At 72.3% G+C, this 24,872-nt stretch carries 25 protein-coding genes; 7 read left to right on the forward strand and 18 right to left on the reverse strand.

All coding sequences use genetic code 11. The annotated features are described in order from the left end of the window. Positions 1-46: 46 nt before the first annotated feature. Positions 47-451, forward strand: a complete 405-nt coding sequence (locus IE258_RS31600; protein ID WP_189749166.1) for a winged helix-turn-helix transcriptional regulator — start codon at positions 47-49, stop codon at positions 449-451. Here the strand turns inward: IE258_RS31600 and mutM are convergent. The 9 genes from mutM to fakA all read right to left on the reverse strand — a co-directional run bounded on the left by mutM (position 441) and on the right by fakA (position 9,630). Further along, entirely contained in the window at positions 441-1,301 is an 861-nt protein-coding gene (mutM, locus tag IE258_RS31605; protein ID WP_189749167.1) for a bifunctional DNA-formamidopyrimidine glycosylase/DNA-(apurinic or apyrimidinic site) lyase, read from the reverse strand. The genes IE258_RS31600 and mutM overlap by 11 nt on opposite strands. A 125-nt stretch (positions 1,302-1,426) precedes the next feature. Next, positions 1,427-2,257 (reverse strand): ribonuclease III, encoded by an 831-nt coding sequence (gene rnc, locus IE258_RS31610; protein WP_161377550.1) that lies wholly within the window; start codon positions 2,255-2,257, stop codon positions 1,427-1,429. A gap of 7 nt (positions 2,258-2,264) precedes the next feature. Further along, on the reverse strand, positions 2,265-2,438 hold the full coding sequence (gene rpmF, locus IE258_RS31615; protein WP_003951102.1) for a 50S ribosomal protein L32: 174 nt from the start codon (positions 2,436-2,438) through the stop codon (positions 2,265-2,267). 2 nt (positions 2,439-2,440) lie between these two features. Beyond that, positions 2,441-3,094: a YceD family protein gene (locus tag IE258_RS31620; protein WP_087807035.1), complete on the reverse strand. Its 654-nt coding sequence runs from the start codon at positions 3,092-3,094 to the stop codon at positions 2,441-2,443. Between the two features lie 144 nt (positions 3,095-3,238). Beyond that, the gene (locus IE258_RS31625) at positions 3,239-4,369 is read right to left on the reverse strand and encodes an ATP synthase F0 subunit B (protein WP_189749168.1); all 1,131 of its coding nucleotides are present in this window, start codon (positions 4,367-4,369) and stop codon (positions 3,239-3,241) included. A 133-nt stretch (positions 4,370-4,502) separates the two neighbouring features. Further along, entirely contained in the window at positions 4,503-4,982 is a 480-nt protein-coding gene (gene coaD, locus IE258_RS31630) for a pantetheine-phosphate adenylyltransferase (protein WP_104632564.1), read from the reverse strand. Positions 4,983-5,008: 26 nt separating this feature from the next. Next, positions 5,009-5,596: a 16S rRNA (guanine(966)-N(2))-methyltransferase RsmD gene (rsmD, locus tag IE258_RS31635; RefSeq protein WP_189749169.1), complete on the reverse strand. Its 588-nt coding sequence runs from the start codon at positions 5,594-5,596 to the stop codon at positions 5,009-5,011. A gap of 55 nt (positions 5,597-5,651) precedes the next feature. After that, on the reverse strand, positions 5,652-7,871 hold the full coding sequence (recG, locus tag IE258_RS31640) for an ATP-dependent DNA helicase RecG (RefSeq protein WP_189749170.1): 2,220 nt from the start codon (positions 7,869-7,871) through the stop codon (positions 5,652-5,654). Positions 7,872-7,932: 61 nt separating this feature from the next. Next, positions 7,933-9,630: a DAK2 domain-containing protein gene (gene fakA / locus IE258_RS31645; RefSeq protein ID WP_189749171.1), complete on the reverse strand. Its 1,698-nt coding sequence runs from the start codon at positions 9,628-9,630 to the stop codon at positions 7,933-7,935. Between the two features lie 266 nt (positions 9,631-9,896). Between fakA and rpmB the strand changes: the two genes are divergently transcribed. The 3 genes from rpmB to IE258_RS31660 all read left to right on the forward strand — a co-directional run bounded on the left by rpmB (position 9,897) and on the right by IE258_RS31660 (position 14,747). Further along, the gene (gene rpmB / locus IE258_RS31650) at positions 9,897-10,082 is read left to right on the forward strand and encodes a 50S ribosomal protein L28 (RefSeq protein WP_003993230.1); all 186 of its coding nucleotides are present in this window, start codon (positions 9,897-9,899) and stop codon (positions 10,080-10,082) included. A gap of 148 nt (positions 10,083-10,230) precedes the next feature. Next, positions 10,231-13,308, forward strand: a complete 3,078-nt coding sequence (locus IE258_RS31655; RefSeq protein ID WP_189749172.1) for an ATP-binding protein — start codon at positions 10,231-10,233, stop codon at positions 13,306-13,308. A gap of 233 nt (positions 13,309-13,541) precedes the next feature. Then, on the forward strand, positions 13,542-14,747 hold the full coding sequence (locus IE258_RS31660; RefSeq protein ID WP_189749173.1) for an FAD-dependent monooxygenase: 1,206 nt from the start codon (positions 13,542-13,544) through the stop codon (positions 14,745-14,747). Here IE258_RS31660 and thiD read toward each other — a convergent pair. Beyond that, positions 14,725-15,528 (reverse strand): bifunctional hydroxymethylpyrimidine kinase/phosphomethylpyrimidine kinase, encoded by an 804-nt coding sequence (gene thiD, locus IE258_RS31665; protein WP_189749174.1) that lies wholly within the window; start codon positions 15,526-15,528, stop codon positions 14,725-14,727. The genes IE258_RS31660 and thiD overlap by 23 nt on opposite strands. After that, positions 15,525-16,493, reverse strand: coding sequence for a thiamine-phosphate kinase (locus IE258_RS31670; protein ID WP_052838407.1), 969 nt, complete (start codon positions 16,491-16,493; stop codon positions 15,525-15,527). The genes thiD and IE258_RS31670 overlap by 4 nt, the downstream gene beginning before the upstream one ends. A 233-nt stretch (positions 16,494-16,726) precedes the next feature. On the opposite strand from IE258_RS31670, the gene IE258_RS31675 reads away from it, so the two are divergent. Beyond that, a complete protein-coding gene (locus IE258_RS31675; RefSeq protein WP_003973433.1) occupies positions 16,727-16,960 on the forward strand; it encodes an Lrp/AsnC family transcriptional regulator in 234 nt (77 codons plus the stop codon). Between the two features lie 178 nt (positions 16,961-17,138). On the opposite strand, the gene IE258_RS31680 is transcribed toward IE258_RS31675, so the two are convergent. The 3 genes from IE258_RS31680 to IE258_RS31690 all read right to left on the reverse strand — a co-directional run bounded on the left by IE258_RS31680 (position 17,139) and on the right by IE258_RS31690 (position 20,207). Further along, entirely contained in the window at positions 17,139-18,308 is a 1,170-nt protein-coding gene (locus IE258_RS31680) for a D-alanine--D-alanine ligase family protein (protein WP_189749175.1), read from the reverse strand. Between the two features lie 103 nt (positions 18,309-18,411). Then, positions 18,412-19,422 (reverse strand): NAD(P)H-dependent glycerol-3-phosphate dehydrogenase, encoded by a 1,011-nt coding sequence (locus IE258_RS31685; RefSeq protein ID WP_159330353.1) that lies wholly within the window; start codon positions 19,420-19,422, stop codon positions 18,412-18,414. Continuing rightward, positions 19,419-20,207, reverse strand: a complete 789-nt coding sequence (locus tag IE258_RS31690; RefSeq protein WP_189749176.1) for a lysophospholipid acyltransferase family protein — start codon at positions 20,205-20,207, stop codon at positions 19,419-19,421. The genes IE258_RS31685 and IE258_RS31690 overlap by 4 nt, the downstream gene beginning before the upstream one ends. 143 nt (positions 20,208-20,350) lie before the next feature. On the opposite strand from IE258_RS31690, the gene cofC reads away from it, so the two are divergent. Both cofC and IE258_RS31700 read left to right on the forward strand, forming a co-directional pair. Next, a complete protein-coding gene (gene cofC / locus IE258_RS31695; protein WP_159330349.1) occupies positions 20,351-20,989 on the forward strand; it encodes a 2-phospho-L-lactate guanylyltransferase in 639 nt (212 codons plus the stop codon). Between the two features lie 9 nt (positions 20,990-20,998). Next, positions 20,999-21,250, forward strand: coding sequence for a hypothetical protein (locus IE258_RS31700; protein WP_189749177.1), 252 nt, complete (start codon positions 20,999-21,001; stop codon positions 21,248-21,250). Positions 21,251-21,365: 115 nt separating this feature from the next. On the opposite strand, the gene IE258_RS31705 is transcribed toward IE258_RS31700, so the two are convergent. The 4 genes from IE258_RS31705 to leuC form a co-directional block, all read right to left on the reverse strand. Continuing rightward, positions 21,366-22,022, reverse strand: a complete 657-nt coding sequence (locus IE258_RS31705) for an HU family DNA-binding protein (protein WP_087807049.1) — start codon at positions 22,020-22,022, stop codon at positions 21,366-21,368. Between the two features lie 137 nt (positions 22,023-22,159). Next, entirely contained in the window at positions 22,160-22,390 is a 231-nt protein-coding gene (locus tag IE258_RS31710; RefSeq protein ID WP_052838413.1) for an SCO5555 family protein, read from the reverse strand. Between the two features lie 286 nt (positions 22,391-22,676). Continuing rightward, positions 22,677-23,270, reverse strand: a complete 594-nt coding sequence (gene leuD / locus IE258_RS31715; RefSeq protein WP_189749178.1) for a 3-isopropylmalate dehydratase small subunit — start codon at positions 23,268-23,270, stop codon at positions 22,677-22,679. Positions 23,271-23,275: 5 nt separating this feature from the next. Beyond that, positions 23,276-24,706, reverse strand: a complete 1,431-nt coding sequence (leuC, locus tag IE258_RS31720) for a 3-isopropylmalate dehydratase large subunit (protein WP_159330343.1) — start codon at positions 24,704-24,706, stop codon at positions 23,276-23,278. Positions 24,707-24,872: the final 166 nt, after the last annotated feature.

Consider the following 24,872-nt stretch of genomic DNA (forward strand, 5'->3'; position numbering starts at 1 on the left):
TCAGCGCGACCTGCGGCGCAGCGCTGTGCTCACGTACGCTGGACGCATGTCGACCACGCAGGAGCGCACGGCGGAGCAGGATCTGCCGTACGACGTGTTCTCCCGGGCCTGTCCCTCGCGCGGCACCCTGGAGCACGTCACGGGGCGCTGGGGCGCGCTGACGCTCGGCGCGCTGTACGAGGGTTCCTTCCGGTTCAACGAGCTGCGGCGCCGGGTGGACGGCGTCAGCGAGAAGATGCTGGCCCAGACCCTGCACGCGCTGGAGCGCGACGGACTGGTGCACCGCGAGGCCCAGCCGACCAACCCGCCCCGGGTGGACTACGAGCTGACGCCGCTGGGCCGCGAGGTGGCCGAGCGGCTGAAGGCGCTCATCCAGTGCCTGGAGGGGCGGATGGACGAGGTGCTGGCGTCGCGGGAGCGGTACGACGCACAGCGGATGCCTACGGCGTGACCCTCGGCGCCCGCTGGCACTTCGGGCAGAAGTAGCTGGAGCGGTTCATCCACGGCCGCCGGCGCATCGGTGTGGCGCAGCGGTTGCAGGGCAGGCCCTCGCGGCCGTACGCGTCGAGCGAGCGGTCGAAGTAGCCGGACTCTCCGTTGACGTTGACGTAGAGGCTGTCGAAGCTGGTGCCGCCGACGGCGAGGGCGGTGTTCATCACGTCCCGGACGTGGCCGAGGAGTTCGGCGGTGCGGGGGCGGGTGAGGGTGGCCGTGGGGCGTTCGTAGTGCAGGCGGGCGCGCCAGAGGGCCTCGTCGGCGTAGATGTTGCCGACGCCGCTGATCAGGGACTGGTCGAGCAGGGCCCGCTTGATGGTGGTGCGCTTGCGGCGCAGGGCCTGGTGGAACGCCTCGTCGTCGAAGAGCGGGTCCAGCGGATCGCGGGCGATGTGTGCGATGACGTCGGGCAGTCCGTCGGCGGACGTGTCGTGCAGCGAGAGGCCGCCGAAGGTTCGCTGGTCGACGAAACGGAGTTCGGTGCCGAGGGCGTCGGCGAAGCGGACCCGGATGCGCAGGTGCTTCTCGGCGGGTGTCTCGTGCGGCTGGACCAGGAGCTGGCCGCTCATGCCGAGGTGGGCGAGGACCGCCTGGTCGGTGTCCTCCAGCGGCAGCCACAGGTACTTGCCGCGGCGGCTGGGCGTGCCGATGCGGTGGCCCTCCAGGCGGTGGGCGAAGTCGTCGGGGCCCGCGATGTGGCGGCGCACCGCGCGCGGATGCAGCACCTCGGCGTCGGCGACGGTCCGGTGGGCGACCCAGCGCTCCAGGCCGCGCCGTACGACCTCTACCTCGGGCAACTCGGGCATGGCTTCCCCTCGGGCGGGCCGGGCCGGGCCGGCGGACCGGACCGGTGGACCGGGCTGGTGCACGGGCGACGAGCCGAGCGCCCGCCCCACAGGCGGGGCGGGCGTTCGGACCGTGCGGTGGATGGTCAGGCGGAGGCGGACGCCTCGTCGGGGTCCACGTCGACGGCGTCGGCCGTCGCCTTGGCGCGCTCGTCCGCCGCGGCCCGGATGGACCGCCACGCGGATTCCGCGGCCTGCTGCTCCGCCTCCTTCTTGCTGCGGCCGGTGCCGGTGCCGTACGAGACGCCTCCGACGCGGGCGGCAGCAGTGAAGGTCTTCTCGTGGTCGGGGCCGGTCTCCGTGACCAGGTACTCGGGGACGCCGAGCCCTTCGGTCGCGGTGAGTTCCTGGAGGCTGGTCTTCCAGTCCAGGCCGGCACCGAGGTTGGAGGACTTCTCGATCAGCGGGTCGAACAGGCGGTGCACCAGTTCGGAGGCCGCGTCGAGGCCCTGGTCGAGATAGACCGCGCCGATCACCGCTTCGAGGGTGTCGGCGAGGATGGACGCCTTGTCCCGGCCGCCCGTGCCCTCTTCACCGCGGCCGAGCCGGATGAAGGAGCCGAGTTCGAGCCCGCGGCCCACCTCCGCCAGCGCACGCGAGTTGACCACCGCGGCCCGCAACTTGGCCAGCTGGCCTTCGGGCAGGTCGGGGTGGGTGCGGTACAGCGTGTCCGTGACGACGAGGCCGAGTACGGAGTCCCCGAGGAACTCCAGCCGCTCGTTCGTCGGCAGACCGCCGTTCTCGTACGCGTAGGAACGGTGGGTCAGTGCACGCACCAGAAGGGCGGACTCGAGCCGATAGCCGAGCCGCCCTTCCAGAAGCGTGTGGGACGAGGCCTGGGTGTCCGCCTTCTTCTTGGCGGGTGGGTCCGCCTTGGCGTCTTCCGCCTTCTTGGGGACTGACACAGTGCCTCTCACCAGCCGCTCAGACCTCGAGGACCTGGCGCTTGTTGTAAGTGCCGCAAGACGGGCACGCGATGTGCTGCTGCTTGGGCTCGTGGCAGCGCTCGCACGCAACCAGGGTGGGGACCGCAGCCTTCCACTGCGACCGGCGGTGGCGCGTGTTGCTGCGCGACATCTTCCGCTTCGGAACAGCCACGGCTACTTCTCCTGCTTCTCGGCGGCGTCCGCGGAATCCGACCCGTCGCCGCTCATCTCGTCCTTCTCGCCGTCTCCGAGTGAACCGGCGAGTCCCTGCAATGCCGCCCAACGAATGTCGACGGCGTCGTGGTGGTGGTCCGGGTCGTCCGACAGGCGCACTCCGCACTCGGAGCACAGACCCTGACAGTCTTCCTGGCACACCGGCTGCATCGGCAGTGCGAGCACCACCGCGTCGCGCAGCACGGGTTCGAGGCCGATCAGGCCGTCCTCGACGAAGAACCTGTCCTCGTCGTCCTCGGCGTCGTCGCCCGGTTCCGCCACGGGGCGGCCACGGTCGTCGGCGTCAGGGTACGAGAACAGCTCCTGGAAGTCCGCTTCGAGCTGCTGCTCCAGCGGCTCCAGACACCTTACGCACTCCCCCCGGGCCCTGGCACGGGCGGTGCCTGTGACGAGCACCCCTTCCATGACCGACTCGAGCCGGAGATCGAGCTCCACCGGGGCGCCTTCCGGCACTCCGATGACTCCCTGGAGACCGAAGTCCTTGGGAGCGTCGACCGTGCGGGTCAGGCGCTGGAGCGCACCGGGCCGCCGTCCCAGCTCGTGCGTGTCGAACACGAGGGGGTCGCGGTGGTCGAGGCGCGCGTTCAGAACCATTCCTGCTTTCGGTCTTCGTGGGTGGAGGGCGCTGCCCTTCGGTGTTCCCGGGCAGCGGCGATCGCGGACGTACGCGCGACCGAAGAGCCAGGATACTGGACCATTCGCTCTCGGCCCAATCCGGGCCGACGGGCCCCCTCGTCCCTAGAGCCCGCGGCCCTGTTCGTACGCCCGCAGCTGCTCGGCGCTGATCATGCTGGTGTCGAAGAGGCTGGTCTCGTCGAGCGCCTGCGGCTGGGTCTGCGGGGCGTGCGGGGGCTGCGGCGGCTGCTGGGGCTGGGCGTAGCCCTGCTGTCCGTCGTACGCCTGCTGGCCGCCGTCGTACTGGTAGGCGTACGGGTCGGCGCCCTGCTGCTGGTAGCCGTACGGGTCCTGTCCGCTGCCGTAGGTCTGCTGGTAGGCCGCGTACGGGTCCGGCTGCTGCTGCGCCGCGTAGCCGTACGCCGGTTCCTGGGCCGGCATCTGAGGCACGGCCTGCGCCGCCTGGGCCGCGACGGGCTCCGGCTCGCCGTACTGGGGCTGCGGCTGCCTGGGCTGGTCGGCGGCGGGGGCGGCGTCGGAGAGGCCCGCGAGGTCGGCGAGGTAGTCGGCGTCGCTGGAGTGCTGGACGGTGGACATGTCGTCGGCGAGGGCACCGAGGTCGTCGGTGGCGATCCGGCCGTGCAGCTTCTGGCGACCGCGGCCGACCGCGTCCAGGGTCTTGGCCAGCACGGCCTCGAAGGCTCCGAGCTTGGTGTCGACGTAGGTGTCGGCGTCGCGGCGCAGGGTCTCCGGGTCGTGGCTGCGCTCGGGGGCGTCCTCGTCCTCGTAGCCGTTCTCGTCGAGGCCGGGTCCGGTGCCGAGGAGCTTCTCGCGGCCCCGGCCGACGGAGCCGAGGGTCTTGGTGAGGACGACCTCGAAGTTGGCGAGCTTGGAGTCGACGTAGTCGTCGGCCTCGGCGCGGACCTCCTCGGCCTCCTGGCGGGCCTCGGCGAGGATCCGGTCGGCCTCGGCCTGGGAGCGGCGGGCGACCTCGGTGCCGGCGATCAGGGAGCCGCGCTCGGCGTGCGCGCTCTCGATGATCCGGTCGGCCTCCTGGCGGGCCTGCGCGACCATCTGCTCCCGGTCGCCGATCAGCTCCTGCGCCTGGGCGAGGGAACCGGGCAGCTCCGCGCGCAGCTCTTCCAGCATCGAGAGCAGCTCGGCGCGGTTGACCACGCACGAGGCCGACATGGGCATGGCGCGGGCGCCGGAGACCATCGCGGTGATCTCGTCGAGCTTGTTCTGCACGTCCACCGTGTGCTCGCCACTCTCTACAGCTGTGTTGGAGACGGACGGGACGACTGTACGACCCTGGGGTGTCCCGGGGACACCGGGTGACGGATTGTCAGTCTCCGCGGCTGGTGGCGCCGGCGGTGCGACGGGGCGGTCAGCGGTTCCTCAGGCGTTCCGTGAGGGCTTCGAGGACCAGCGGCGGCACCAGGTGGGCGACGTCGCCGCCCCAGGTCGCGACCTCCTTGACCAGGGAGGACGACAGGAAGCTGTAGGTGGGGTTGGTGGGGATGAAGAGGGTCTCCACACCGGAGAGGCCGTTGTTCATCTGGGCCATCTGGAGCTCGTAGTCGAAGTCGCTGACCGCGCGCAGGCCCTTGACGATGGCCGGGATCTCGCGCTGCTTGCAGAAGTCGACGAGCAGGCCGTGGAAGGACTCCACGCGGACGTTCCCGTACTCGGCGGTGACCTGGCGGATGAGGTCGATCCGCTCCTCGATCTCGAACAGGCCCTTCTTGGCCTGGTTGATCATCACCGCGACGTAGACCTCGTCGTAGAGGCTGGAGGCACGGGCGATGATGTCGAGATGTCCGTTGGTGATCGGGTCGAACGACCCGGGACAGACGGCGCGGCGCACTTGAGTTCCCTCGCTCTCCGGTCCGGTCATCGTGCGTCTTCGCACGTAGAGGCGGCGCGACCGTACCAAAACGTTCCCTCGCCGTAGCGACGGGACCGGATCGCGTCGAAGCCGTCCGGCCAGCGGAATTCGCCGCCCCTGGTGCTGCGCTCCACGGTGACGAGCGCTTCCGCCCCGAGCCACCCCTCGGTACGGAGTGTGAGCAGGATCTCCCGAAGATCGTCGTCCGAGACGGCGTAGGGCGGGTCCAGGAAGACGACGTCGTACGGCTCGCCGGGCGCCGGGGTGCGGATGATCTGTTCCGCTTTGCCCGCCCTGACCTCGGCGCCGAGCAGGCCGAGGGACGTGACGTTGTCCCGGACCGTGCGGGCGGCACGGGCGTCGGCCTCGACGAGCAGGACGTGCCCCGCGCCGCGCGAGAGCGCCTCCAGGCCGACGGCGCCGGAACCGGCGTAGAGGTCCAGGACCCGCTCGCCGTCCAGCGGGCCGCCGAGCAGGGACTGCCAGGTGGAGAACAGGCCCTCGCGCGCGCGGTCCGACGTGGGGCGGGTACCGGTCCCCGGCGGGACGGCCAGGCGACGTCCGCCGGCCTTGCCGGCGATCACGCGGGTCATTTCTGGGTCCTTGTCGGTGTGCTCGGATGGACGGACGGTGTCCGCTGCCAGTCTCTCAGCCCTTCTCCAGGTACTGCTCCCGCTCCTCGTCCAGCAGCGCCTCCAGGGCCGTGCGCAGGCCGGGCAGGCCGGTCAGCTCCGGATCGGCGGCGACGACGGCGGCCGCCTCCTGCCGCGCCTCGGCGATGATCTCCTCGTCCTCGATGACGGCGAGGACGCGCAGGGAGGTGCGGGCGCCGGACTGGGCCTGGCCGAGGACGTCCCCCTCGCGGCGCTGTTCCAGGTCGATGCGGGAGAGCTCGAAGCCGTCGCGGGTGCTCGCGACGGCGTTCAGCCGCTGGCGGGCCGCGCTCGCCTCCGGCATCTCGCTGACCAGGAGGCACAGGCCGGGAGCGGAACCCCGCCCGACCCGGCCGCGCAGCTGGTGCAGCTGGGAGACGCCGAAGCGGTCGGCGTCCATGATCACCATCGCGGTGGCGTTGGGGACGTTCACACCGACCTCGATGACGGTGGTGGCGACCAGGACGTCGGTCTCCCCGGCGGCGAAGCGGCGCATGACCGCGTCCTTGTCGTCGGGCTGCATACGGCCGTGCAGCACCTCCACCTTGAGCCCCTGGAGCGGGCCCTTGGCGAGGCTCTCGGCGACGTCGAGGACGGCGAGCGGGGGGCGTTTGTCGGCGTCGCCCTCCGGGGGCTGCTTGGACTGCTTGGCGCCCTTCTTCGGGTCGTCGTCCTCGTCGCCGATGCGGGGGCAGACGACGTACGCCTGGTGGCCGCCCGAGACCTCCTCGCGGACCCGCTCCCAGGCCCGGGCGAGGAAGTGCGGCTTGTCGGCGGCCGGGACGACGTGGCTGGCGATCGGGGACCTGCCTGCCGGGAGCTGGTCGAGGACGGAGGTCTCCAGGTCGCCGAAGACGGTCATCGCGACGGTGCGCGGGATGGGCGTGGCGGTCATGACGAGCAGGTGCGGGGGCTGTTTGCCCTTGCCGCGCAGGGCGTCGCGCTGCTCGACGCCGAAGCGGTGCTGCTCGTCGACGACGACCAAACCGAGGTCGTGGAACTGGACCTTGTCCTCGATCAGCGCGTGGGTGCCGATGACGATGCCCGCCTCGCCGGTGGCCAGGTCGAGCAGGGCGTGCCGGCGGGCGGCGGCGCCCATGGAGCCGGTGAGCAGCACCACCTTGGTGGCGTGCTCGGCGCCGCCCAGCATGCCACCCTCGGCCAGCTCGCCCATCATCTCGACGACCGACCGGTGGTGCTGCTGGGCGAGCACCTCGGTGGGCGCCAGCATCACGGCCTGCCCGCCCGAGTCGACGACCGCGAGCATGGCGCGCAGGGCGACGAGGGTCTTGCCGCTGCCCACCTCGCCCTGGAGCAGCCGGTGCATCGGGTGGTCGGTGGCGAGGTCGTCGAAGATCTCGCGGGAGACCTTCTGCTGGCCGTCGGTGAGGGTGAACGGGAGACGGTCGTCGAAGGCGGTGAGCAGGCCGTCAGGGCCGGGCTTCCTGGGGACGGCGGGGAGTTGGGTCTCGGCGTGGCGGCGGCGGGCCAGGGCGATCTGGAGGACGAATGCCTCGTCCCACTTCAGCCGGGCGCGGGCGTCCTCGATGTCGGCCTTGGTGTGCGGGCGGTGGATCTTGAGGAGGGCCTCGGGCAGGGAGACCAGGCCCCGGCCCTCGCGCAGGGACTCGGGGAGCGGGTCCACGGCCTCCTGGGCGCTGGGCAGCACCGTCTGGATCGCCTTGGCGAGCTTCCAGGACTCCAGCTTGGCGGTGGCCGGGTAGAGGGGGATGAGAGCGCCCGCCCAGGACTCGACGGTCTCCTCGCCCTCGGTGTCGCCGCGCAGCAACTCGTACGCCGGATGTGCCAGTTGCAGTCGGCGGTTGAAGACGGAGACCTTGCCGGCGAACATCGCGCGGGTGCCCGGCAGGAGTTCCTTGTGGGGCTTGTGCACGCCGTTGCCGAAGAAGACCAGTTGGAGGCGGCCGCTGCCGTCGGTGATGGTCACTTCGAGGCGCTGCCCCTTGCCGCGCGGGGCCTTCGAGGAGGCGAAGGTGTGCAGCCGGGCGTCGGCGACCTGCGCGACCACGGTGACGTGCTCGTCCATGGGCAGGTCGGCGAGGTGGGTGAGCTGACCGCGCTCCTCGTATCTCCTCGGGTAGTGGTGGAGGAGGTCGCCGACGGTGTGCAGGCCGAGGTGCTCGGCCATCACCTTCGCGGTGGCGGGGCCGAGCACCTTCTTCAGGGGTTCTTGCAGTGCGGGCACGAGATCCATTGCACACCACGCCACTGACAACGGCCCAGGGGAGCGCCGTACCGGCCGCGTACTCCCGCGCCTACTCCACGCCGACCAGCAGCAGGGCGCCCTGCCGGCCGCCCCGGTAGACGACCGTGTCCACGGCCAGGTATGCCTCCCGGACGCGGGCCTCCAGGTGGTCGGCGACGCTCTCGGGCGCCTCGTCGCCGAGGACGAGGGTGACCAGCTCGCCGCCGGCCGACAGCATGCGGTCCAGGACGGTCGCGGCGACCTGGGAGACGTCGGCGCCGATGACGGCCACGTCGCCGTCGATGAGGCCGAGCACGTCGCCGGCCTGGCAGATGCCGGCCGTGGTCCAGGACTGGCGTTCGGCGACGGTGACCTCGGCGTGCCGGGTGGCGCCGGCCGCCGAGGTCATCGCCACCACGTCCTCGTCGAAGCGGCGCTCGGACTCGTGCACGGCGAGCGCGGCGATGCCCTGGACCGCGGAGCGGGTCGGGATGAGGGCGACGCGGATGCCCTCGGTGCGGGCCTGTTCGGCCGCCGCGGCGGCGGTGTGGCGCAGCTCGGCGTCGTTGGGCAGCAGCACCACCTCGCGCGCGTGCGCCCGCCGGACGGCCTGGACCAGTTCGCCGCTGGCGGGCGGCTCCCCGGGGCGCGCGAGCAGGATGGTCGCGCCGGCCTCGGTGTAGAGCGCCGCCAGCCCCTCCCCCGGTACGACGGCCACCACGGCGCGCTGGGCCCGCTCCCGGGGCGGGCGTTCGGCCTTGGTGGTGTGCGCGTCGCCGTGCCCGAAGTGGGTGATGCGGATCCGGTACGGCCGCCCGGCCTCGACCCCGGCCTCCACGGCGGCGCCCGCGTCGTCGACGTGCACGTGGACGTTCCACAGCCCGTCGCCGCCGACCACGACGAGCGAGTCCCCGAGGGCGTCGAGCCGCTGCCGCAGTCGGGCCACGGCCGCGTCCTCGGCCTCCAGGAGGTAGATCACCTCGAAGGCGGGTCCGTTCTCGTCGCCCTCCTCCGCGGCGCACCGCCCCTCCACGGCACGCTCCACGCGCGCGTGGGACGCCGCGACCGGACCCGGCGCCCGGCCCGTGAACGTCTCCACCAGGGCCGCGAGGACCGTCACCAGGCCGTGCCCGCCCGCGTCGACCACTCCGGCGCGCTCCAGGGCGGCCAGTTGGCCCGGGGTGGCGGCGAGCGCCGCGCGGGCGCCCTCGTAAGCGGCGCGCGCCACCTCGGCACAGTCGCCCCCGGCGCCCTCGGCCGCCTCCGCGGCGGCCGAGGCGACGGTCAGGACGGTGCCCTCGACCGGGTGGGCCACGGCCTGCCGGGCGGACGCGGCCGCGTGCCGCAGGGCCCGTTGCAGTCCGTGGCCTGCGGTGTGGTCGTTGTCACTCCGCGCGGCGAGCACCTGGGCCATGCCGCGCAGCAGCTGGGCGAGGATCGTGCCGGAGTTGCCCCGCGCGCCGATCAGCGCGCCGTGCGCCATGGCACCCACGGCGTCCGCCAGCGAGGGCCCGCCGGCCCCGTCCCGGGGGGCCTCGCTCCCGTCCCGGGGCGCCTCGTCCACCTCGTGCGCCGCGAAGACGGCCTCCACGGCGGCGACGGCCGACTCGACGGTCAGGTAGAGGTTCGTGCCCGTGTCCCCGTCGGCGACGGGATAGACGTTGATCGCGTCGATCTCCTCGCGCGCCCGGCCCAGCGCGGCGAGCGACAGACCGCACCAGGTACGCACCGCCAGAGCGTCGAAGAACCTCTGCGGCACCTGCGCCACCTGCGCCTCCCTGAGCTGCGGACGTGGCAGGCAGCGTAGACCTTGGGGCCCCGGCCCACGGGACGAGGGCCGGGACGGGCCGCTGAGCTGCCGTGGTAGTTTCGTTGTACGGGAGCAGCCGTTGTATGCTGCTCCGGTTGCCCGATCCCGATCGGGCCATCCCCCTGGCACCGCCACTCAGATCCCGGCCCGTTCGCGAGTCCGAGAGCTTGATCCCGGCATGCCGGGATCAACCGTAAGTGCATCTGAAGTCTTTGGAGTGACCCGTGGCTGCCAACTGCGACGTCTGCGGCAAGGGGCCGGGCTTCGGCAACAACATCTCGCACTCGCACCGCCGTACGTCCCGTCGCTGGAACCCGAACATCCAGCGTGTGCGTACCGTGGTGGGCGGGACGCCGAAGCGCGTGAACGCTTGCACCTCGTGCATCAAGGCCGGCAAGGTCTCGCGCTGACGCATCAGCTGAGCGCGCGGCCACTGCCTGGTCCGCTGCACGGAGCCGGTCCACCTCGTGTGGGCCGGCTTTTTGCCGTGCCCGGATTCCCCGCCCCGCGGCCCCTCGCCGCCGTGCCGCACGTACCCGCCGTGCCAGAATCCCCGGAATGCGCTTCGGGATTCTCGGCCCCCTGGACATCCGCACCGACGACGGCACCCCCGTCGACCCCGGCGGCCCCCGGCCCCGAGCGCTGCTGACGCTCCTGCTCCTCGACGCCGGCCGCACGGTCCCCGCGACCCGGCTGATCGACGGCCTGTACGGCAGCGAGCCGCCCGCCGGTGCCGCGAACGCCCTCCAGTCGCAGATCTCGCGCCTGCGCGGGCGGCTGGCCCCGCACACGGCCGTCGAGGCGGGCGGCGCCGGATACCGGCTTGTCGCACCGCCCGAGTCCGTCGACGCGCACGTATTCGAACACCTGTGCAGGAATGGTCGTGCCGCCCTCGCCGCCGGTGACCACGCGCGCGCGGCGACCGCCCTGCGTGAGGCACTCGCGCTGTGGCGCGGCCCCGCACTGCCCGACCTGCCGGAGGTGCCCGCCGAGGCGGCCCGGCTCACGGAGCTGCGGCTGACCGCCGTACAGGACCGGATCGAGGCGGACCTGGCGCTCGGTGGTGGTCCCGAGCTGGTGCCCGAGTTGCGGGCGTTGTTGTCCGCGCATCCCCTGAGCGAGCGGCTGTACGGGCAGCTGATGCGGGCTCTGCACGCGGGCGGGCGGCCCGCCGAGGCGCTGACGGTGTACGAGGAGGCACGGCGCACGCTGGCCGAGCAGTTGGGCGCCGACCCGTCGCCCGAGCTGTCCGCCCTCCACGGTGAACTGCTCCGGGGACACGCCGCCGCCCCGCGACGGCCCCGGCTGCCCGCCCAGCTGACCCGCTGCGTGGGCCGGGACGCCGAGCTGGACCGCATCGCCTCCCTGTTCGCCGAAGCGCGCCTCGTCACGCTCACCGGACCCGGCGGCACCGGCAAGACGCGGCTCGCGATCGAGGCGGCGAGCCGGTGCGGCACCGCGGACTCCCCGGCGGACGTCTGCTTCGTCGAGCTGGCGCCCCTCACCGACGGCGGGCAGATTCCGTACGCCGTGCTCACCGCGCTCGGTGTGCGCGAGGGCTTCCGCACCACGGGCGTCGACGCCACCGAGCGGTTGCTGACCGCCCTGGAGGACCGCGAGGCCCTGCTCGTGTTGGACAACTGCGAACACCTGGTCGACGCGGCCGCCACGCTGACGGCACTGCTGCTGGGTGCCTGCCGGGGCGTGCGGATCCTCGCCACCAGCCGGGAGAGCCTCCAGATCACCGGCGAGGCCCTGGTGCCGGTTCCGCCGCTGTCGCCGCGCCCGTCGGTCGAGCTGTTCCTGGAACGCGCACGTGCGGTGCGTCCCGGGTTCGACGGCCACGCGCGCGTGCCGGAGATCTGCGCGGCGCTGGACGGGCTGCCGCTGGCCATCGAGCTGGCCGCGGCCCGGCTGCGCACCCTCGCCCCCAACGAGCTGGCCGACCGCCTGGACGACCGCTTCCGGCTGCTCAGCCGGGGCGATCGTGCCAAGGCGCCCCGCCACCGCACGCTGCGCGCCGTCGTCGAGTGGAGCTGGGAGCTGCTGGACGACGAGGAGCGGGAGCTGGCCCGGCGGTTCACGGTCTTCACCGGGGGCGCCACGCTGGAGGCCGTGGAGGCGGTGTGCGGGGTGCCGCATCCGGAGGATCTGCTCGCCTCGCTGGTGGAGAAGTCGCTCCTGGAGCACCTGCCCGAGGGCCGCTACCGGATGCTGGAGACCCTCCGCGCGTTCGCGGCCGAGGGCCTGACCGGCCGGAAGACACTGCGGGACGCGCACGCCGCGTATTTCCTGGACCTGGCCGAGCGGGCGGAGCCGCACCTGCGCACCGGCGGGCAACGGCCCTGGCTGGCCCGGCTCGCCGCCGAGCTGGGCAACCTGGACGCGGCCCAGCGGCACCTCACACGGACCGACCCGCGCGAGGCCCTGCGGCTCATGGCCGAGCTGACCTGGTTCCACTGGCTGCGCGGCCTGCACGGCGAGCAGGTGCCGCGGGCCCGCGCGCTGCTGGCGGCCGTCGGCGACGAGCCGCCCGAGGGGCTGGCCGAGGAGTACGCGCTGTGCGCGATGAACGCGGTCTCCTCGGACGGGGACGGGGCCGGGGACGCGGCCGGGGACGGAAAGGAGACCGGCAACGGGGACGACGCGCCGGCCGGAACCGGGCGGGTCGCGCGGGTGTCGGCGCTGATGGAGTCGCTGGACCGGCCCCTGCGGCTGCCGTTCGCGGTCGTCCTGCACTCCCTCACCTGCGGGCCGATGCTCGTGGCGGACGCCGTGCCGCGGGTCCAGGTCGGCAAGGGCCCCTGGGGGCTGGCCCTGCTCGACATGGGCATCGGCTACCAGGAGCTGTTCGCGGGCCGGGCGGCCGAGGCGGAGGCCGCCTTCACCCGCTCCCTGGAGGGGTTCCGTGCCACCGGTGACCGCTGGGGCATGGCCAACTGCCTCGACCCGCTGGGCGGTTTCGCCAACCGGCGCGGCGCGTACGACCGGGCGCTGGAACTGCTCGACGAGGGTTTGATACACGTCCGGGAGCTGGAGGCGCCCGAGGAGACCGCCGACCTGCTGCGCTCGCGCGCGGTCGTGCTGCTGCACCGGGGCGAGGCCGAGGAGGCCGCCGGGCACTTCACGCACTCCGCGGCGCTCGCCCGCTCGGTGGGGGCCGGTGACAAGGTGGCGAGCGCCCGGCGGGGTCTCGGCGACGTGGCCCGGCTCTCCGGCGACACGGCACGCGCGCGCGTGGAGTACGAGAACGCGCTGCGGTTGTGCGCCGACAACTGGTTCAGCACCGGTGAGTCGGTCCGCATCCTGGTGGGCCTGGGCCGCACGGCCGCCGCGGAGGGCGACGCGCAGACCGCCGCGGACTGGCTGGAGCAGGCCCGGGTGCTCGCCCTCGACTCCCCCGACGTCCTCGCCCTGGCGGAGGTCGCCGAGTCTCTGGCCGTCATGACCCCCGCCCCGGAGCGCGCCGCCGAACTCCTCGGCGCCGCCACGGGTCTGCGCGGCGCCCCGGCCCCCGGCGACCCGGACGCCGCCCGTGCCGAGCGGGAGGTCCGCGCCCGGCTCGCCCCCGAGGCGTACGACCGCGCCTTCGCACGGGGGCGGAGGCTGCGCGCAGCGGCGGTGAGCGCACGGTAGGCACCCGCACACCGACGACCGCCCACCTGCCCTCGGTCCGAACGCCCAACGGGACACCCCCGCCAGGCCCTTCGCCCGGGCCCCGGGCCGACGTCGGGCACCCGCCCCGCGCGTCTGCGGCACCCGCCCCGCAGGGCGCACCCGCCCCTGCGGCTGCCCGGGGCCGGCCCCCGTCAGCCCTCGGTAAGCGGACGGTGGGCGAACGGTAAGCGGTGCCGCCGATGGTCGTTGCCATGACGCACACACACCGCCTCGGCCACCTCTCCGTCCTCGTCTCCGGCGCCGGCGTCGCCGGGCCCGCCCTCGCCCTCTGCCTCGCCCGGTACGGCGCCCGGGTCACCGTCGTCGAGAAGGCGCCCGCGCTGCGCGGGGACGGCTTCGCCGTCGACTTCCGGGGCCATGTGCACCGGAGGGTGCTCGGCGCCATGGGCGTCTGGGACGAGGTCCACGCCCGGCAGACCCACATGGGCCGGCAGACCGTCGTCGACGCCGACGGCACCCCGCGCGTCGACCTGCCCGCCGAGATGATGAGCGGGGACGTGGAGATCTTCCGCGGCGAACTGGCGAAGATCCTGCACGAACGCACCGAGGACACCGTCGAGTACGTCTTCGGGGACTCGGTCGCCACGCTCACCGACACCGGGGACGGTGTGGACGTCACCTTCGAGCGCGGCGCGCCCCGCCGCTTCGACCTCGTCGTCGGCGCGGACGGCCTGCACTCGCGCACCCGCCGCCTGGTCTTCGGCGACGAGTCCCGGTACCTGCGCTTCCAGGACCACTACGTGGCCGGCTTCGGCATCCCCAACCACCTGGGCCTCGACCGCACCGGCCGTCTGTACAGCGAGCCCGGCCGCGCGGTCTGCGTCGGCAACTACGACGGCGACCCGGAGCGGGCGGGCGCCCTCCTGGTGTTCCGCTCGCAGCGGCTGACGTACGACCGCGGGGACGTGGCCGCGCAGAAGCGGATCCTGCGGGAGCGCTTCGCGGGGATGGGCTGGGAGGCGCCGAGCGTGCTGAAGGCGCTGGAGGAGGCCGACGACCTGTACTTCGACGCGATCGCGCAGATCCACGTCGACCGGCTCACCCAGGGGCGCGTCGCCCTGCTCGGCGACGCCGGGTACGGCGCCACCATGGGCGGCATGGGCACGGGGGTGGCGATCGTCGGCGCCCACGTCCTGGCCGGGGAACTCGCCCTGGCCGGCGGCGACCACCGCACCGCGTTCGCCGAGTACGAGACGCGGATCCGGGACTTCGCCAAGGGCTGCCAGAAGATCTCCGGCAACGCGGGCCCGTTCTTCGCCCCGCCCACCGAGCGCCGTATCCGCAGCCGCGACCGCATGTACCGGCTGCTCAGCCACCGCCTGATGGCGAGCTTCTTCAAGCGGCTCACGGAGAAGGCGGCCACCGGCATCGAGCTCAGGGAGTATCCCGCCGCCTGAGCGCCCAGCCGTGGTCCACCGGTCCGATGCCGCAGCCGAGCGGGAAGCCGGCCGCGATCGCCCCGGTGACGTACTCCTTGGCCGCGCTCACCGCGTCCGGCACCGACTGCCCCTTCGCCAGCCCGCAGGCCACGGCCGAGGCGAGCGTGCAGCCGGTGCCGTGCGTGTGCCGGTTGTCGAGGCGGGGGGCGCGCAGCCAGTGCTCCTCGGAGCCGTCGGTGAGCAGGTCGACGGCGTCACCGGCCAGATGACCGCCCTTGATCAGCACCCAGCGCGGTCCGAACCCGAGGACGGCGGCCGCGGCCCGGCGCAGATCGGTCTCGGACTCGACGCTTACCCCGGTGAGTTGGGCGACCTCGTCGAGGTTGGGGGTGGCGACGGTGGCGACCGGGAGCAGCCGGGTGCGCACCGCGTCCAGCGCGGAGGCGACGAGCAGCGCGTCCCCGTGCTTGGAGACGCCGACCGGGTCGATCACGACCGGGGCGTCGGTGCCGGCGAGCAACTCGGCGACGGTCTCGACCAGTTCGGCGGAGGAGAGCATCCCGGTCTTGACCGCCTGCACGCCGATGTCGTCCACGACGCTGCGGTACTGGGCGCGCACCGCGTCCACGGGCAGTTCCCAGGCGCCCTGCACACCGCGGGAGTTCTGCGCGGTGACCGCGGTGAGCACGCTCATGCCGTGGGTGCCGAGGGCGAGCATCGTCTTCAGGTCGGCCTGGATGCCGGCGCCGCCCCCGGAGTCGGAGCCCGCCACGGTGAGGACCAGCGGCAGTGCCGTCACGACTCCACGTCCCCGCCGAAGTGGTCCCAGCCGCCCTTGCTGGTCCAGGGGGCACCGTCCACCGTCACCTGGGGCAGCGCCGAGGGGTTGAGGACCTCGCCGATGACCTTCCAGCGGGCGGGCAGCTTCACGTCCGGCGGGAAGGTCGCCACGATCGCGTGGTCCTCGCCACCGGTGAGCACCCACTGCATGGGGTCGACGCCGACGGCCTGACCGATGTCGTTCATCTGGGAGGGGATGTCGATCTGCCCGGAGCGCACGTCGATCCTGACCTTGCTGGCCTCGGCGATGTGGCCCAGGTCGGCGATGAGTCCGTCGCTGACGTCGCACATGGCGGTGGCGCCCAGGCCGGCCGCGGCCGGACCCGCGTGGTACGGCGGTTCGGGGCGGCGGTGGGCCTCGACGAAGGCGCGCGGCGAGCGGAAGCCGCGGGAGAGGACGGCGAACCCGGCGGCGGACCAGCCCAGCCAGCCGGTCACCGCGACGAGGTCGCCGGGCTGGGCTCCGCCCCGGGTCACCGGTTCCTGGTTGCGCAGGTCGCCGAGGGCGGTGATGGAGACGGTGATGGTGTCGCCGCGCACCACGTCGCCGCCGACCACGGAGGCGCCCGCGACCTGGCACTCGTCGCGCAGTCCGTCCATCAGCTCGGTCGGCCAGGTCACCGGCAGTTCGGCGGGCACGACCAGGCCGAGCAGCAACGCGGTCGGCACGGCACCCATGGCGGCGATGTCGGCCAGGTTCTGCGCCGCCGCCTTGCGGCCCACGTCGTACGCGGTGGACCAGTCCCGGCGGAAGTGCCGTCCCTCGACGAGGATGTCGGTGCTGGCCACCACCCTGCGGTCGGGCGCGGCCACCACCGCGGCGTCGTCGCCGGGTCCGACCCGGACCGCGGGGGTGGTGGTGAGACGGGAGGTGAGCTCCCTGATGAGCCCGAACTCCCCCAGCTCACCAACAGTGCCCTTCATCGCCTTGGCTCCCCTTCCGTCCCTGTCCGTGTCCGTGCCCGGTCGCGCGTCATCTCTGTCCTCGTTACGGTCGAATGGACCGTCGCCACGGTCGGTGTGATCGTCAACTCGTGTCCCTCGGGCACCCTGACGCGCGAGGTCCGCGGCCCGCGGGTCTCCCCGCGGAGAGCGGCTACGCGATACCGTGGCGTTCCTTTTCCCCACATGATCCTCGTGGCCGCTCTGGAGGTTCCGTGGTACAGGCGTACATCCTGATCCAGACGGAGGTCGGCAAGGCGTCGACCGTCGCCGAGACGATCAGCAAGCTCCCTGGAGTGATCCAGGCCGAGGACGTGACAGGACCTTACGACGTCATCGTCCGCGCCCAGTCCGACACCGTCGACGAACTGGGTCGCATGGTGGTCGCGAAGGTCCAGCAAGTGGACGGCATCACCCGCACCCTTACCTGTCCGGTCGTCCATCTCTAGCTTCTGCCCCCTCTCCGCCGCTCGGTCCCGTCCTGTTGATCGCCGCCGCGTGCTGTTCCCCAGCAGACGACGGCGAGTCGATGACGGTTCCCGGACCGGACAGGAAACCCGCTGATCATACTGCGAGAAGGCGACCCCCTAGGGAGTCGCCTTCTCTGTGGTCACGGCGCGAAAAGCGTCAGCGCAGTCCGGTGGGCCGCCGCAGCGCCGCCTGGACCAGCCGGTCCACCAGCTCCGGGTAGCTCACCCCGCTCGCCTGCCACATCTGCGGATACATGGAGATCGGCGTGAAGCCGGGCATGGTGTTGATCTCGTTGATCACGAACTCGTCGTCCTCGGTGAGGAAGAAGTCCGCGCGCACCAGCCCCTCGCAGGAGGCCGCGTCGAACGCCGCCACGGCGAGGCGCTGGACCTCGGCGGTCTCCTCGGCCGTGAGCGGGGCCGGCACGATGCCGGGGGTGGAGTCGATGTACTTGGCCTCGAAGTCGTAGTACGCGTGCTCCGAGGGCGGCGGGATCTCGGCGGGGACGGAGGCGCGCGGGCCGTCCTCGAACTCCAGCACCCCGCACTCGATCTCCCGGCCCCGCAGCGCCGCCTCGACCAGGATCTTCGGGTCGTGGCGCCGCGCCTCCTCGATCGCCTCGTCGAGGTCGGAGAGGTCGTCGACCTTGGTGATGCCGATCGAGGAACCCGCGCGCGCGGGCTTCACGAACAGCGGCCAGCCGTGCTCCCCGGCGAAGTCGACGATCTTCTTGCGTGCGCCGGAACGGTCCTGCTCCCACTCGCGGGGCCGGATCACCGCGTACGGGCCGACCTTCAGCCCGTAGGAGGTGAAGACCGCCTTCATGTACTCCTTGTCCTGGCCGACGGCGGAGGCGAGCACGCCCGCGCCGACGTAGGGCACACCGGACAGCTCCAGCAGGCCCTGGAGGGTGCCGTCCTCGCCGTACGGACCGTGCAGCACGGGGAAGACGACGTCCACCTCGCCCAGCGCCTTGGGCACCGAGCCCGGTTCGCTGTAGACGACCTCGCGGTTGGCGGGGTCGACGGGCAGCAGCACGCCGCCCTCGGTCGACTCGGCCAGTTCCTCGACGTCGGGCGTCCGGCGTTCGGTGATCGCCATGCGTTCCGGTTCGTCGGCGGTGAGGGCCCAGCGGCCGTCCCTGGTGATGCCGATCGGCAGGACGTCGTAGCGCGTCCGGTCGATGGCCGCGAGGACGGCGCCGGCGGTGACCACGGAGATCCCGTGTTCGGAGCTGCGCCCGCCGAACACCACGGCCACCCGCGGCTTGCGCGGCGGCCGCTGAGGGCTCTGCTCAGGGCTCTGGGGGAGGTTCTCGGTGCTCATATCGCGTTGAGAGTACCCGCCCGCGGTGCCTCGAGACAGCGTCGGCGGGCCGCGTGGCGCGCGGGTTCCGCTCGGCCCCCGAGCGGGCCTCGCCCGGCGTCGCTCAGCGTCGTTCGGGCTTCGCGCTGCGCGACATCAGTTCCTTCACGGCGACCACCGGGGGCTTGCCCTCGTGCACGATGGCGACGACCGTCTCGGTGATCGGCATGTCGACGCCGTGCCTGCGGGCCAGGTCCAGCACCGACTCGCAGGACTTGACGCCCTCGGCGGTCTGCTTGGTGACCGCGATGGTCTCCTCCAGGGTCATGCCCTTGCCGAGGTTGGTGCCGAAGGTGTGGTTGCGGGACAGCGGCGAGGAGCAGGTCGCCACCAGGTCGCCGAGCCCGGCCAGTCCGGAGAAGGTCAGCGGGTCGGCGCCGAGGGCGACTCCGAGGCGGGTGGTCTCGGCGAGACCCCGGGTGATGAGGGAGCCCTTGGCGTTGTCGCCGAGGCCCATGCCGTCCGCGATGCCGACGGCCAGACCGATCACGTTCTTCACGGCGCCGCCCAGCTCGCAGCCGACGACGTCGGTGTTGGTGTAGGGGCGGAAGTACGGCGTGTGGCAGGCGGTCTGGAGGCGCTGGGCGACGGACTCGTCGGGGCAGGCGACCACGGCGGCGGCCGGCATGCGGGCGGCGATCTCCCGGGCCAGGTTGGGTCCGGTGACCACGGCGATGCGCTCGGGGCCGACCTTGGCGACGTCCCCGATGACCTCGCTCATCCGCATCGCGGAGCCGAGTTCGACGCCCTTCATCAGCGACACCAGGACGGTGCCGGGCGCCAGCAGCGGCGTCCAGTCGGCGAGTCCCGCGCGCAGCGTCTGGGAGGGGACGGCGAGGACGGTGAAGTCGGCGTCGTGCGCGGCCTCGGCGGCGTCGGTGGTGGCCCGCAGGTTCTCCGGGAGCTCCACGCCGGGCAGGTAGTCCGGGTTGGTGCGGGTGGAGTTGACGGCGTCGGCGAGTGCGGCGCGGCGCCCCCACAGGGTGACGTCGCAGCCCGCGTCGGCGAGGACGGTGCCGAAGGCGGTGCCCCAGGATCCGGTGCCGAAGACGGCCGCCTTGACCGGCTTGCTCACGTGCTCTGCCCTTCTGCCTGCTGCGCCTGCGCCTGTGCCTGCGCCTGTGCCTGTGCCTGTGTCCGGCGCCGCTGTTCGATCCGCTCGCGGCGCGGGTCGTAGGGGGTTTCGGGCGCCTTCTCGCCGCGGATCTCCTCGAGCTGGCGGGTGACGGCGGCCATGATGACCTCGGTGGCCTCCTTCAGCAGCTCCGTGGTCATCTCCTTGTCGTAGAACCGCGACAGGTCGACCGGCGGACCGGCCAGCACCTGATGGGTCTTGCGCGGCAGGAGGTTCGGCTTCTTGGCGTACGGCGGCAGCAGTTCGTTGCAGCCCCACTGGGCGACCGGGATCACCGGGCACTTGGTCTGCAGGGCGACGCGAGCGGCACCGGTCTTGGCGGTCATCGGCCAGCCGTCCGGGTCGCGGGTGAGGGTGCCCTCGGGGTAGAACGCGACGCACTCGCCGCGCTCCACGGCGTCGATCGCGGCCCGGAAGGCACTCAGCGCGTCGGTGCTCTCGCGGTAGACGGGGATCTGTCCGGTCCCCCGCATCGCGGCACCGACGAAGCCCTTCTTGAAAAGGCCGCTCTTCGCCAGGAATCGGGGGACGCGTCCGGTGTTGTACTGGTAGTGCGCGTACGCGAAGGGGTCCACGTGCGAATTGTGGTTCACGGCGGTGATAAATCCGCCGTCGGCCGGAATGTTCTCCATTCCCCGCCAGTCCCGCTTGATCAGAACCACCAGCGGCGGTTTGCAGATCACCGCGGCCAGGCGGTACCAGAAGCCGATTCTGCGGCGGGGCACGCTGACACCTTTCCTCCAGGGCCTGGGGCCGGACAAGTGTCGCCCCGGGCCGCCCGTCTGTCGAGAACACCGTACGCCCCGAAGAGTGAACCGCCAGGTCTCGCAGGTGACAATGACGGCGACGAGAGAAGGACGGAACGCTCGTGCAGTGGACCTTGGTCGTACCCGTGAAGCCCCTCGCCCGGGCCAAGAGCAGGCTGTCGGACACCGCGGACGACGGGGTGCGGCCGGGACTCGCGCTGGCGTTCGCACAGGACACGGTGGCAGCCGCGCTGGCCTGCCCGGCGGTCGCGGATGTGGCAGTCGTCACGGACGACGCGCGGGCCGGGCGGGAGCTGGCGGCGCTCGGCGCGGGCATCGTCCCGGGCGAGCCGGGCGGCGGTCTGAACGCCGCGCTGGCGCACGGGGCGGCCGTGGTGCGGGCGACCCGGCCCAAATGCCCGGTGGCCGCGCTCAACGCCGATCTCCCCGCACTGCGGCCGGCCGAATTGGCGCGGGTACTGACCGCGGCCACGCAATTCCCGCGCGCTTTTCTCCCGGACGCGGCCGGAATCGGCACCACCTTGCTGGCCGCGGCGCCGGGCCGTGAATTGGCCCCGGCATTCGGCACGGATTCCCGGGCCCGCCACCGGGCGTCCGGCGCGGTGGAACTGCGTCTCGACGCGGTGGATTCCGTACGGCAGGACGTCGACACCGGCGGTGATCTGCGCTCCGCACTGGCGCTCGGCGTGGGACCCCGTACGGCCGCGGTGGCAGCGCGGCTGCTGATCGCCGGGCAGTAGGCTGCCGGCATGCAGGCGACCGCGTACACGTACGACCCCGAGAGCCGCAGCGGGCAGGTGCTGCTCGACGACGGCACGCCCGTGCCCTTCGACGCGGCGGCGTTCGACGCGGGCGGTCTCAGGCTGCTGCGGCCCGGGCAGCGGGTGCGGATCGAGACCGAGGACACGGAAGCGGGCTCGGGCGCGGGGACGGACCCGGGGACGGACACCGGGGCGGGCGCGGGTCGCCGGATCTCGCTGGTGACGCTGCAGACGTTCTGATCCACGGGGCCGGCCGCCGGGTCCCGGACACGCCGCGGGCCGGACTCCCGAGGGAGTCCGGCCCGGCGCGTGAGTGCCCTGTGCCCGTCCGCCCGCTGCCGCGGGGTGCCGCCTGCTACTTCTTGCGGGCGGTGGCCTTCTTGGCGGTGGTCTTGCGGGCCGTCGACTTCTTGGCCGGGGCCTTCTTGGCGGTCGCCTTCTTCGCGGGGGCCTTCTTCGCCGCGGTCTTCTTCGCCGCCGCCGTGGTGCTCTTGGCCGCGGACTTCTTGGCGGTGGTCTTCTTCGCCGTCGTCTTCGCCGCTCCGGTGGTCTTCTTCGCGGTCGTCTTCTTCGCCGCCGCGGACGTCTTCTTGGCCGCGCCCGTGGCCTTCTTGGCGGCGCCCGTGGCCTTCTTGGCGGCGGCCTTCTTGCCCGCGGCCTTGGAGATGGTGGGCGGCGGGCCGGACAGGCTGCCCTTGGGGGCCTTCTTGACCGCGATGTCGTTCTTCGGAAGCTTCTTCGAGCCGCTCACCAGGTCCTTGAAGCCCTGACCCGCGCGGAAGCGCGGCACGGAGGTCTTCTTGACCCGAACCCGCTCGCCGGTCTGCGGGTTGCGGGCATAGCGGGCCGGGCGGTCGACCTTCTCGAAGGAACCGAAGCCGGTGACCGAGACCCGGTCGCCCGCGACGACGGCACGGACGAGGGCGTCCAGGACCGCGTCGACAGCGTCGGCGGCCTGCTGCCGACCGCCCAGCTTGTCGGCAATCGCTTCTACGAGCTGCGCCTTGTTCACGTCTTCCCCTTCGGAGACATCGCCAGAACGAATGTGTTCAAGCTTTTTCGCACGTTAGGCAGATATATACCGCAAATCAAACACGAAACGGGCTAATCACCCTTGTGCCGCAACGGACTCGGGCCGCCCTGGCCGGTTCAGCCTTCCTCTTCGGGGAATCGACCCGCGTCGAGGTCGGCGGTGAACCGATCCAGGCGCCTTGCCGCACCGGCGAGATCGTGTTTGGCCGCGGCCGTAATGACCAGCAGCTTCCGGGTCAGCGCCATCCGTACGCCCTCCGGGACTTGCAGTGCGCGCACTCTTGTGTGCGCTTCCTTGAGCCGGACCGCGACCGCCGTATAGAGCTCGAGTTGGCCGTCGTGTTCCATGCACAGATTGTGCCATCTGGGGCGAGTTGTCGCCTGCGCAGGGGGCAACTGCCGCCCCGAACGGCCTTCCTGGCGCAGTCGGAAGCCAGTCCTCAACAACCTGCGTACCCCGGCAACCACGCCTCTAACGTGGGAAGTTGTGCGTCACGTCCGTCACGGGCGGGCGCGGACGGATCCAGAAACGGCCGTACCCCCGATCGGGCTGATCGGGGGTACGGCGGGGATGCTGGGTGGCCGAAACTCGACCTTGTGGAGCCCCGGGGAGACTCGTGCGGGCTCCTGGTGATCAGACCTGGACGGTCTGCGGCTTGAACGACGGGCGCTTCGCCTCGTACGCGGCGATGTCCGCCTCGTTCTGGAGGGTGATCGAGATGTCGTCCAGCCCGTTCAGCAGCCGCCAGCGGGAGTTCTCGTCCAGCTCGAAGGAGGCGGTGACGCCCTCGGCGCGGACCTCGCGGGCCTCCAGGTCGACGGTGATCTCGGCCTGCGGGTCCCGCTCCACCAGCTCCCACAGCGCGTCCACGACCTTCTGGTCGAGGACCACCGTGAGCAGGCCGTTCTTCAGCGAGTTACCGCGGAAGATGTCGGCGAAGCGGGAGGAGACCACGGTCTTGAAGCCGTAGTTCTGCAGGGCCCAGACGGCGTGCTCGCGGGAGGAGCCGGTGCCGAAGTCGGGTCCCGCGACCAGGACGGAGGCGCCCGCGCGCTCGGGCCGGTTGAGCACGAACTCCGGGTCCTTGCGCCAGGCCTCGAAGAGCCCGTCCTCGAACCCGTCCCGGGTCACCTTCTTGAGCCAGTGGGCGGGGATGATCTGGTCGGTGTCGACGTTGCTGCGGCGCAGCGGGACGGCCCGGCCGGTGTGCTTGGTGAACGCTTCCATGACTCTCAGACTCCAGCGGGCGTGGGGACGTCGGCGGCGGACAGGTCGGCCGGGGAGGCCAGGTGGCCCAGGACCGCCGTCGCGGCCGCGACCTGCGGCGACACCAGGTGGGTGCGGCCGCCCTTGCCCTGGCGTCCCTCGAAGTTGCGGTTGGAGGTGGACGCGGAGCGCTCCCCCGGGGCCAGCTGGTCCGGGTTCATGCCCAGGCACATCGAGCAGCCCGCGTGCCGCCACTCGGCGCCGGCCTCCTTGAAGACCACGTCCAGGCCCTCGGAGACGGCCTGGAGGCCGACCCGCGCGGAGCCGGGGACGACCAGCATGCGTACACCGTCGGCGACTTTGCGGTCCCGGACGATCTCCGCGGCGGCGCGCAGGTCCTCGATGCGACCGTTGGTGCAGGAACCTACGAAGACGGTGTCCACCGTGATGGAGCGCAGCGGCTGCCCGGCTTCCAAGCCCATGTACTCCAGGGCCTTTTCGGCGGCGAAGCGCTCCGAAGCGTCTTCGTACGAAGCCGGGTCGGGGACGGCGGCGGAAAGCGGTGCGCCCTGGCCGGGGTTGGTGCCCCAGGTGACGAACGGTGCCAGTTCGGCGGCTTCGATGACCACCTCGGCGTCGAACTCGGCGTCGTCGTCCGTGCGCAGCGTCTTCCAGTACTCCACCGCCGCGTCCCAGTCGGCGCCCTCGGGGGCGTGCGGGCGGCCCTGGAGGTAGGAGAAGGTGGTCTCGTCGGGGGCGATCATGCCCGCGCGGGCGCCGGCCTCGATCGACATGTTGCAGATGGTCATGCGGGCCTCCATCGAGAGCTTCTCGATGGCCTCGCCGCGGTACTCCAGGATGTAGCCCTGGCCGCCGCCGGTGCCGATCCGCGCGATGATCGCCAGGATCAGGTCCTTGGCGGTGACGCCGTCGGGCAGCTCGCCGTTGACCGTGATCGCCATGGTCTTCGGGCGGGCCATGGGCAGCGTCTGGGTGGCCAGCACGTGCTCGACCTGGGAAGTGCCGATGCCGAACGCCAGCGCGCCGAAGGCGCCGTGCGTCGAGGTGTGCGAGTCGCCGCAGACCACGGTGGTGCCGGGCTGGGTCAGGCCCAGCTGGGGGCCGACGACGTGCACGACGCCCTGCTCGACGTCGCCCAGCGGGTGCAGCCGGACACCGAACTCCGCGCAGTTCTTGCGCAGCGTCTCCAGCTGGGCCCGGGAGACCGGGTCCGCGATGGGCTTGTCGATGTCGAGCGTCGGGGTGTTGTGGTCCTCGGTGGCGATGGTCAGGTCGAGCCGCCGCACCGGGCGGCCGCTCTTGCGGAGGCCGTCGAAGGCCTGCGGGCTGGTCACCTCGTGCAGCAGGTGCAGATCGATGAAGAGGAGGTCGGGCTCGCCCTCGGCGCGCCGGACGACGTGGTCGTCCCAGACCTTCTCCGCGAGTGTCCTACCCATCGCTTTCCCTTCGGTCGGCGACGAAGCACCGACCCAACTAGAGATCTTGGGGAAGCGGTGCCCGCACCCCTGTGTTTCCGGGCAGCCGCCACCAGGCCCTTTCGTCACGGGCCGTTGTGACTTCCTGCCGTCCAGGGTGGCGCGTTCCATGGAAAATTGAACTTGC

This window comes from Streptomyces tendae, assembly GCF_014650435.1.
Taxonomy (GTDB): domain Bacteria; phylum Actinomycetota; class Actinomycetes; order Streptomycetales; family Streptomycetaceae; genus Streptomyces; species Streptomyces tendae.

Bases quoted from the DNA above. Each gene is read 5' to 3' on its own strand.
- leuC (WP_159330343.1), bottom strand. From the start codon at position 24,706: ATGGGTAGGACACTCGCGGAGAAGGTCTGGGACGACCACGTCGTCCGG.
- IE258_RS31710 (WP_052838413.1), bottom strand. From the start codon at position 22,390: ATGGAACACGACGGCCAACTCGAGCTCTATACGGCGGTCGCGGTCCGG.
- mutM (WP_189749167.1), bottom strand. From the start codon at position 1,301: ATGCCCGAGTTGCCCGAGGTAGAGGTCGTACGGCGCGGCCTGGAGCGC.
- IE258_RS31600 (WP_189749166.1), top strand. From the start codon at position 47: ATGTCGACCACGCAGGAGCGCACGGCGGAGCAGGATCTGCCGTACGAC.
- IE258_RS31680 (WP_189749175.1), bottom strand. From the start codon at position 18,308: ATGAGCACCGAGAACCTCCCCCAGAGCCCTGAGCAGAGCCCTCAGCGG.
- rsmD (WP_189749169.1), bottom strand. From the start codon at position 5,596: ATGACCCGCGTGATCGCCGGCAAGGCCGGCGGACGTCGCCTGGCCGTC.
- IE258_RS31700 (WP_189749177.1), top strand. From the start codon at position 20,999: ATGCAGGCGACCGCGTACACGTACGACCCCGAGAGCCGCAGCGGGCAG.
- IE258_RS31670 (WP_052838407.1), bottom strand. From the start codon at position 16,493: ATGAAGGGCACTGTTGGTGAGCTGGGGGAGTTCGGGCTCATCAGGGAG.
- recG (WP_189749170.1), bottom strand. From the start codon at position 7,871: ATGGATCTCGTGCCCGCACTGCAAGAACCCCTGAAGAAGGTGCTCGGC.
- IE258_RS31660 (WP_189749173.1), top strand. From the start codon at position 13,542: ATGACGCACACACACCGCCTCGGCCACCTCTCCGTCCTCGTCTCCGGC.
- IE258_RS31655 (WP_189749172.1), top strand. From the start codon at position 10,231: ATGCGCTTCGGGATTCTCGGCCCCCTGGACATCCGCACCGACGACGGC.
- IE258_RS31620 (WP_087807035.1), bottom strand. From the start codon at position 3,094: ATGGTTCTGAACGCGCGCCTCGACCACCGCGACCCCCTCGTGTTCGAC.
- leuD (WP_189749178.1), bottom strand. From the start codon at position 23,270: ATGGAAGCGTTCACCAAGCACACCGGCCGGGCCGTCCCGCTGCGCCGC.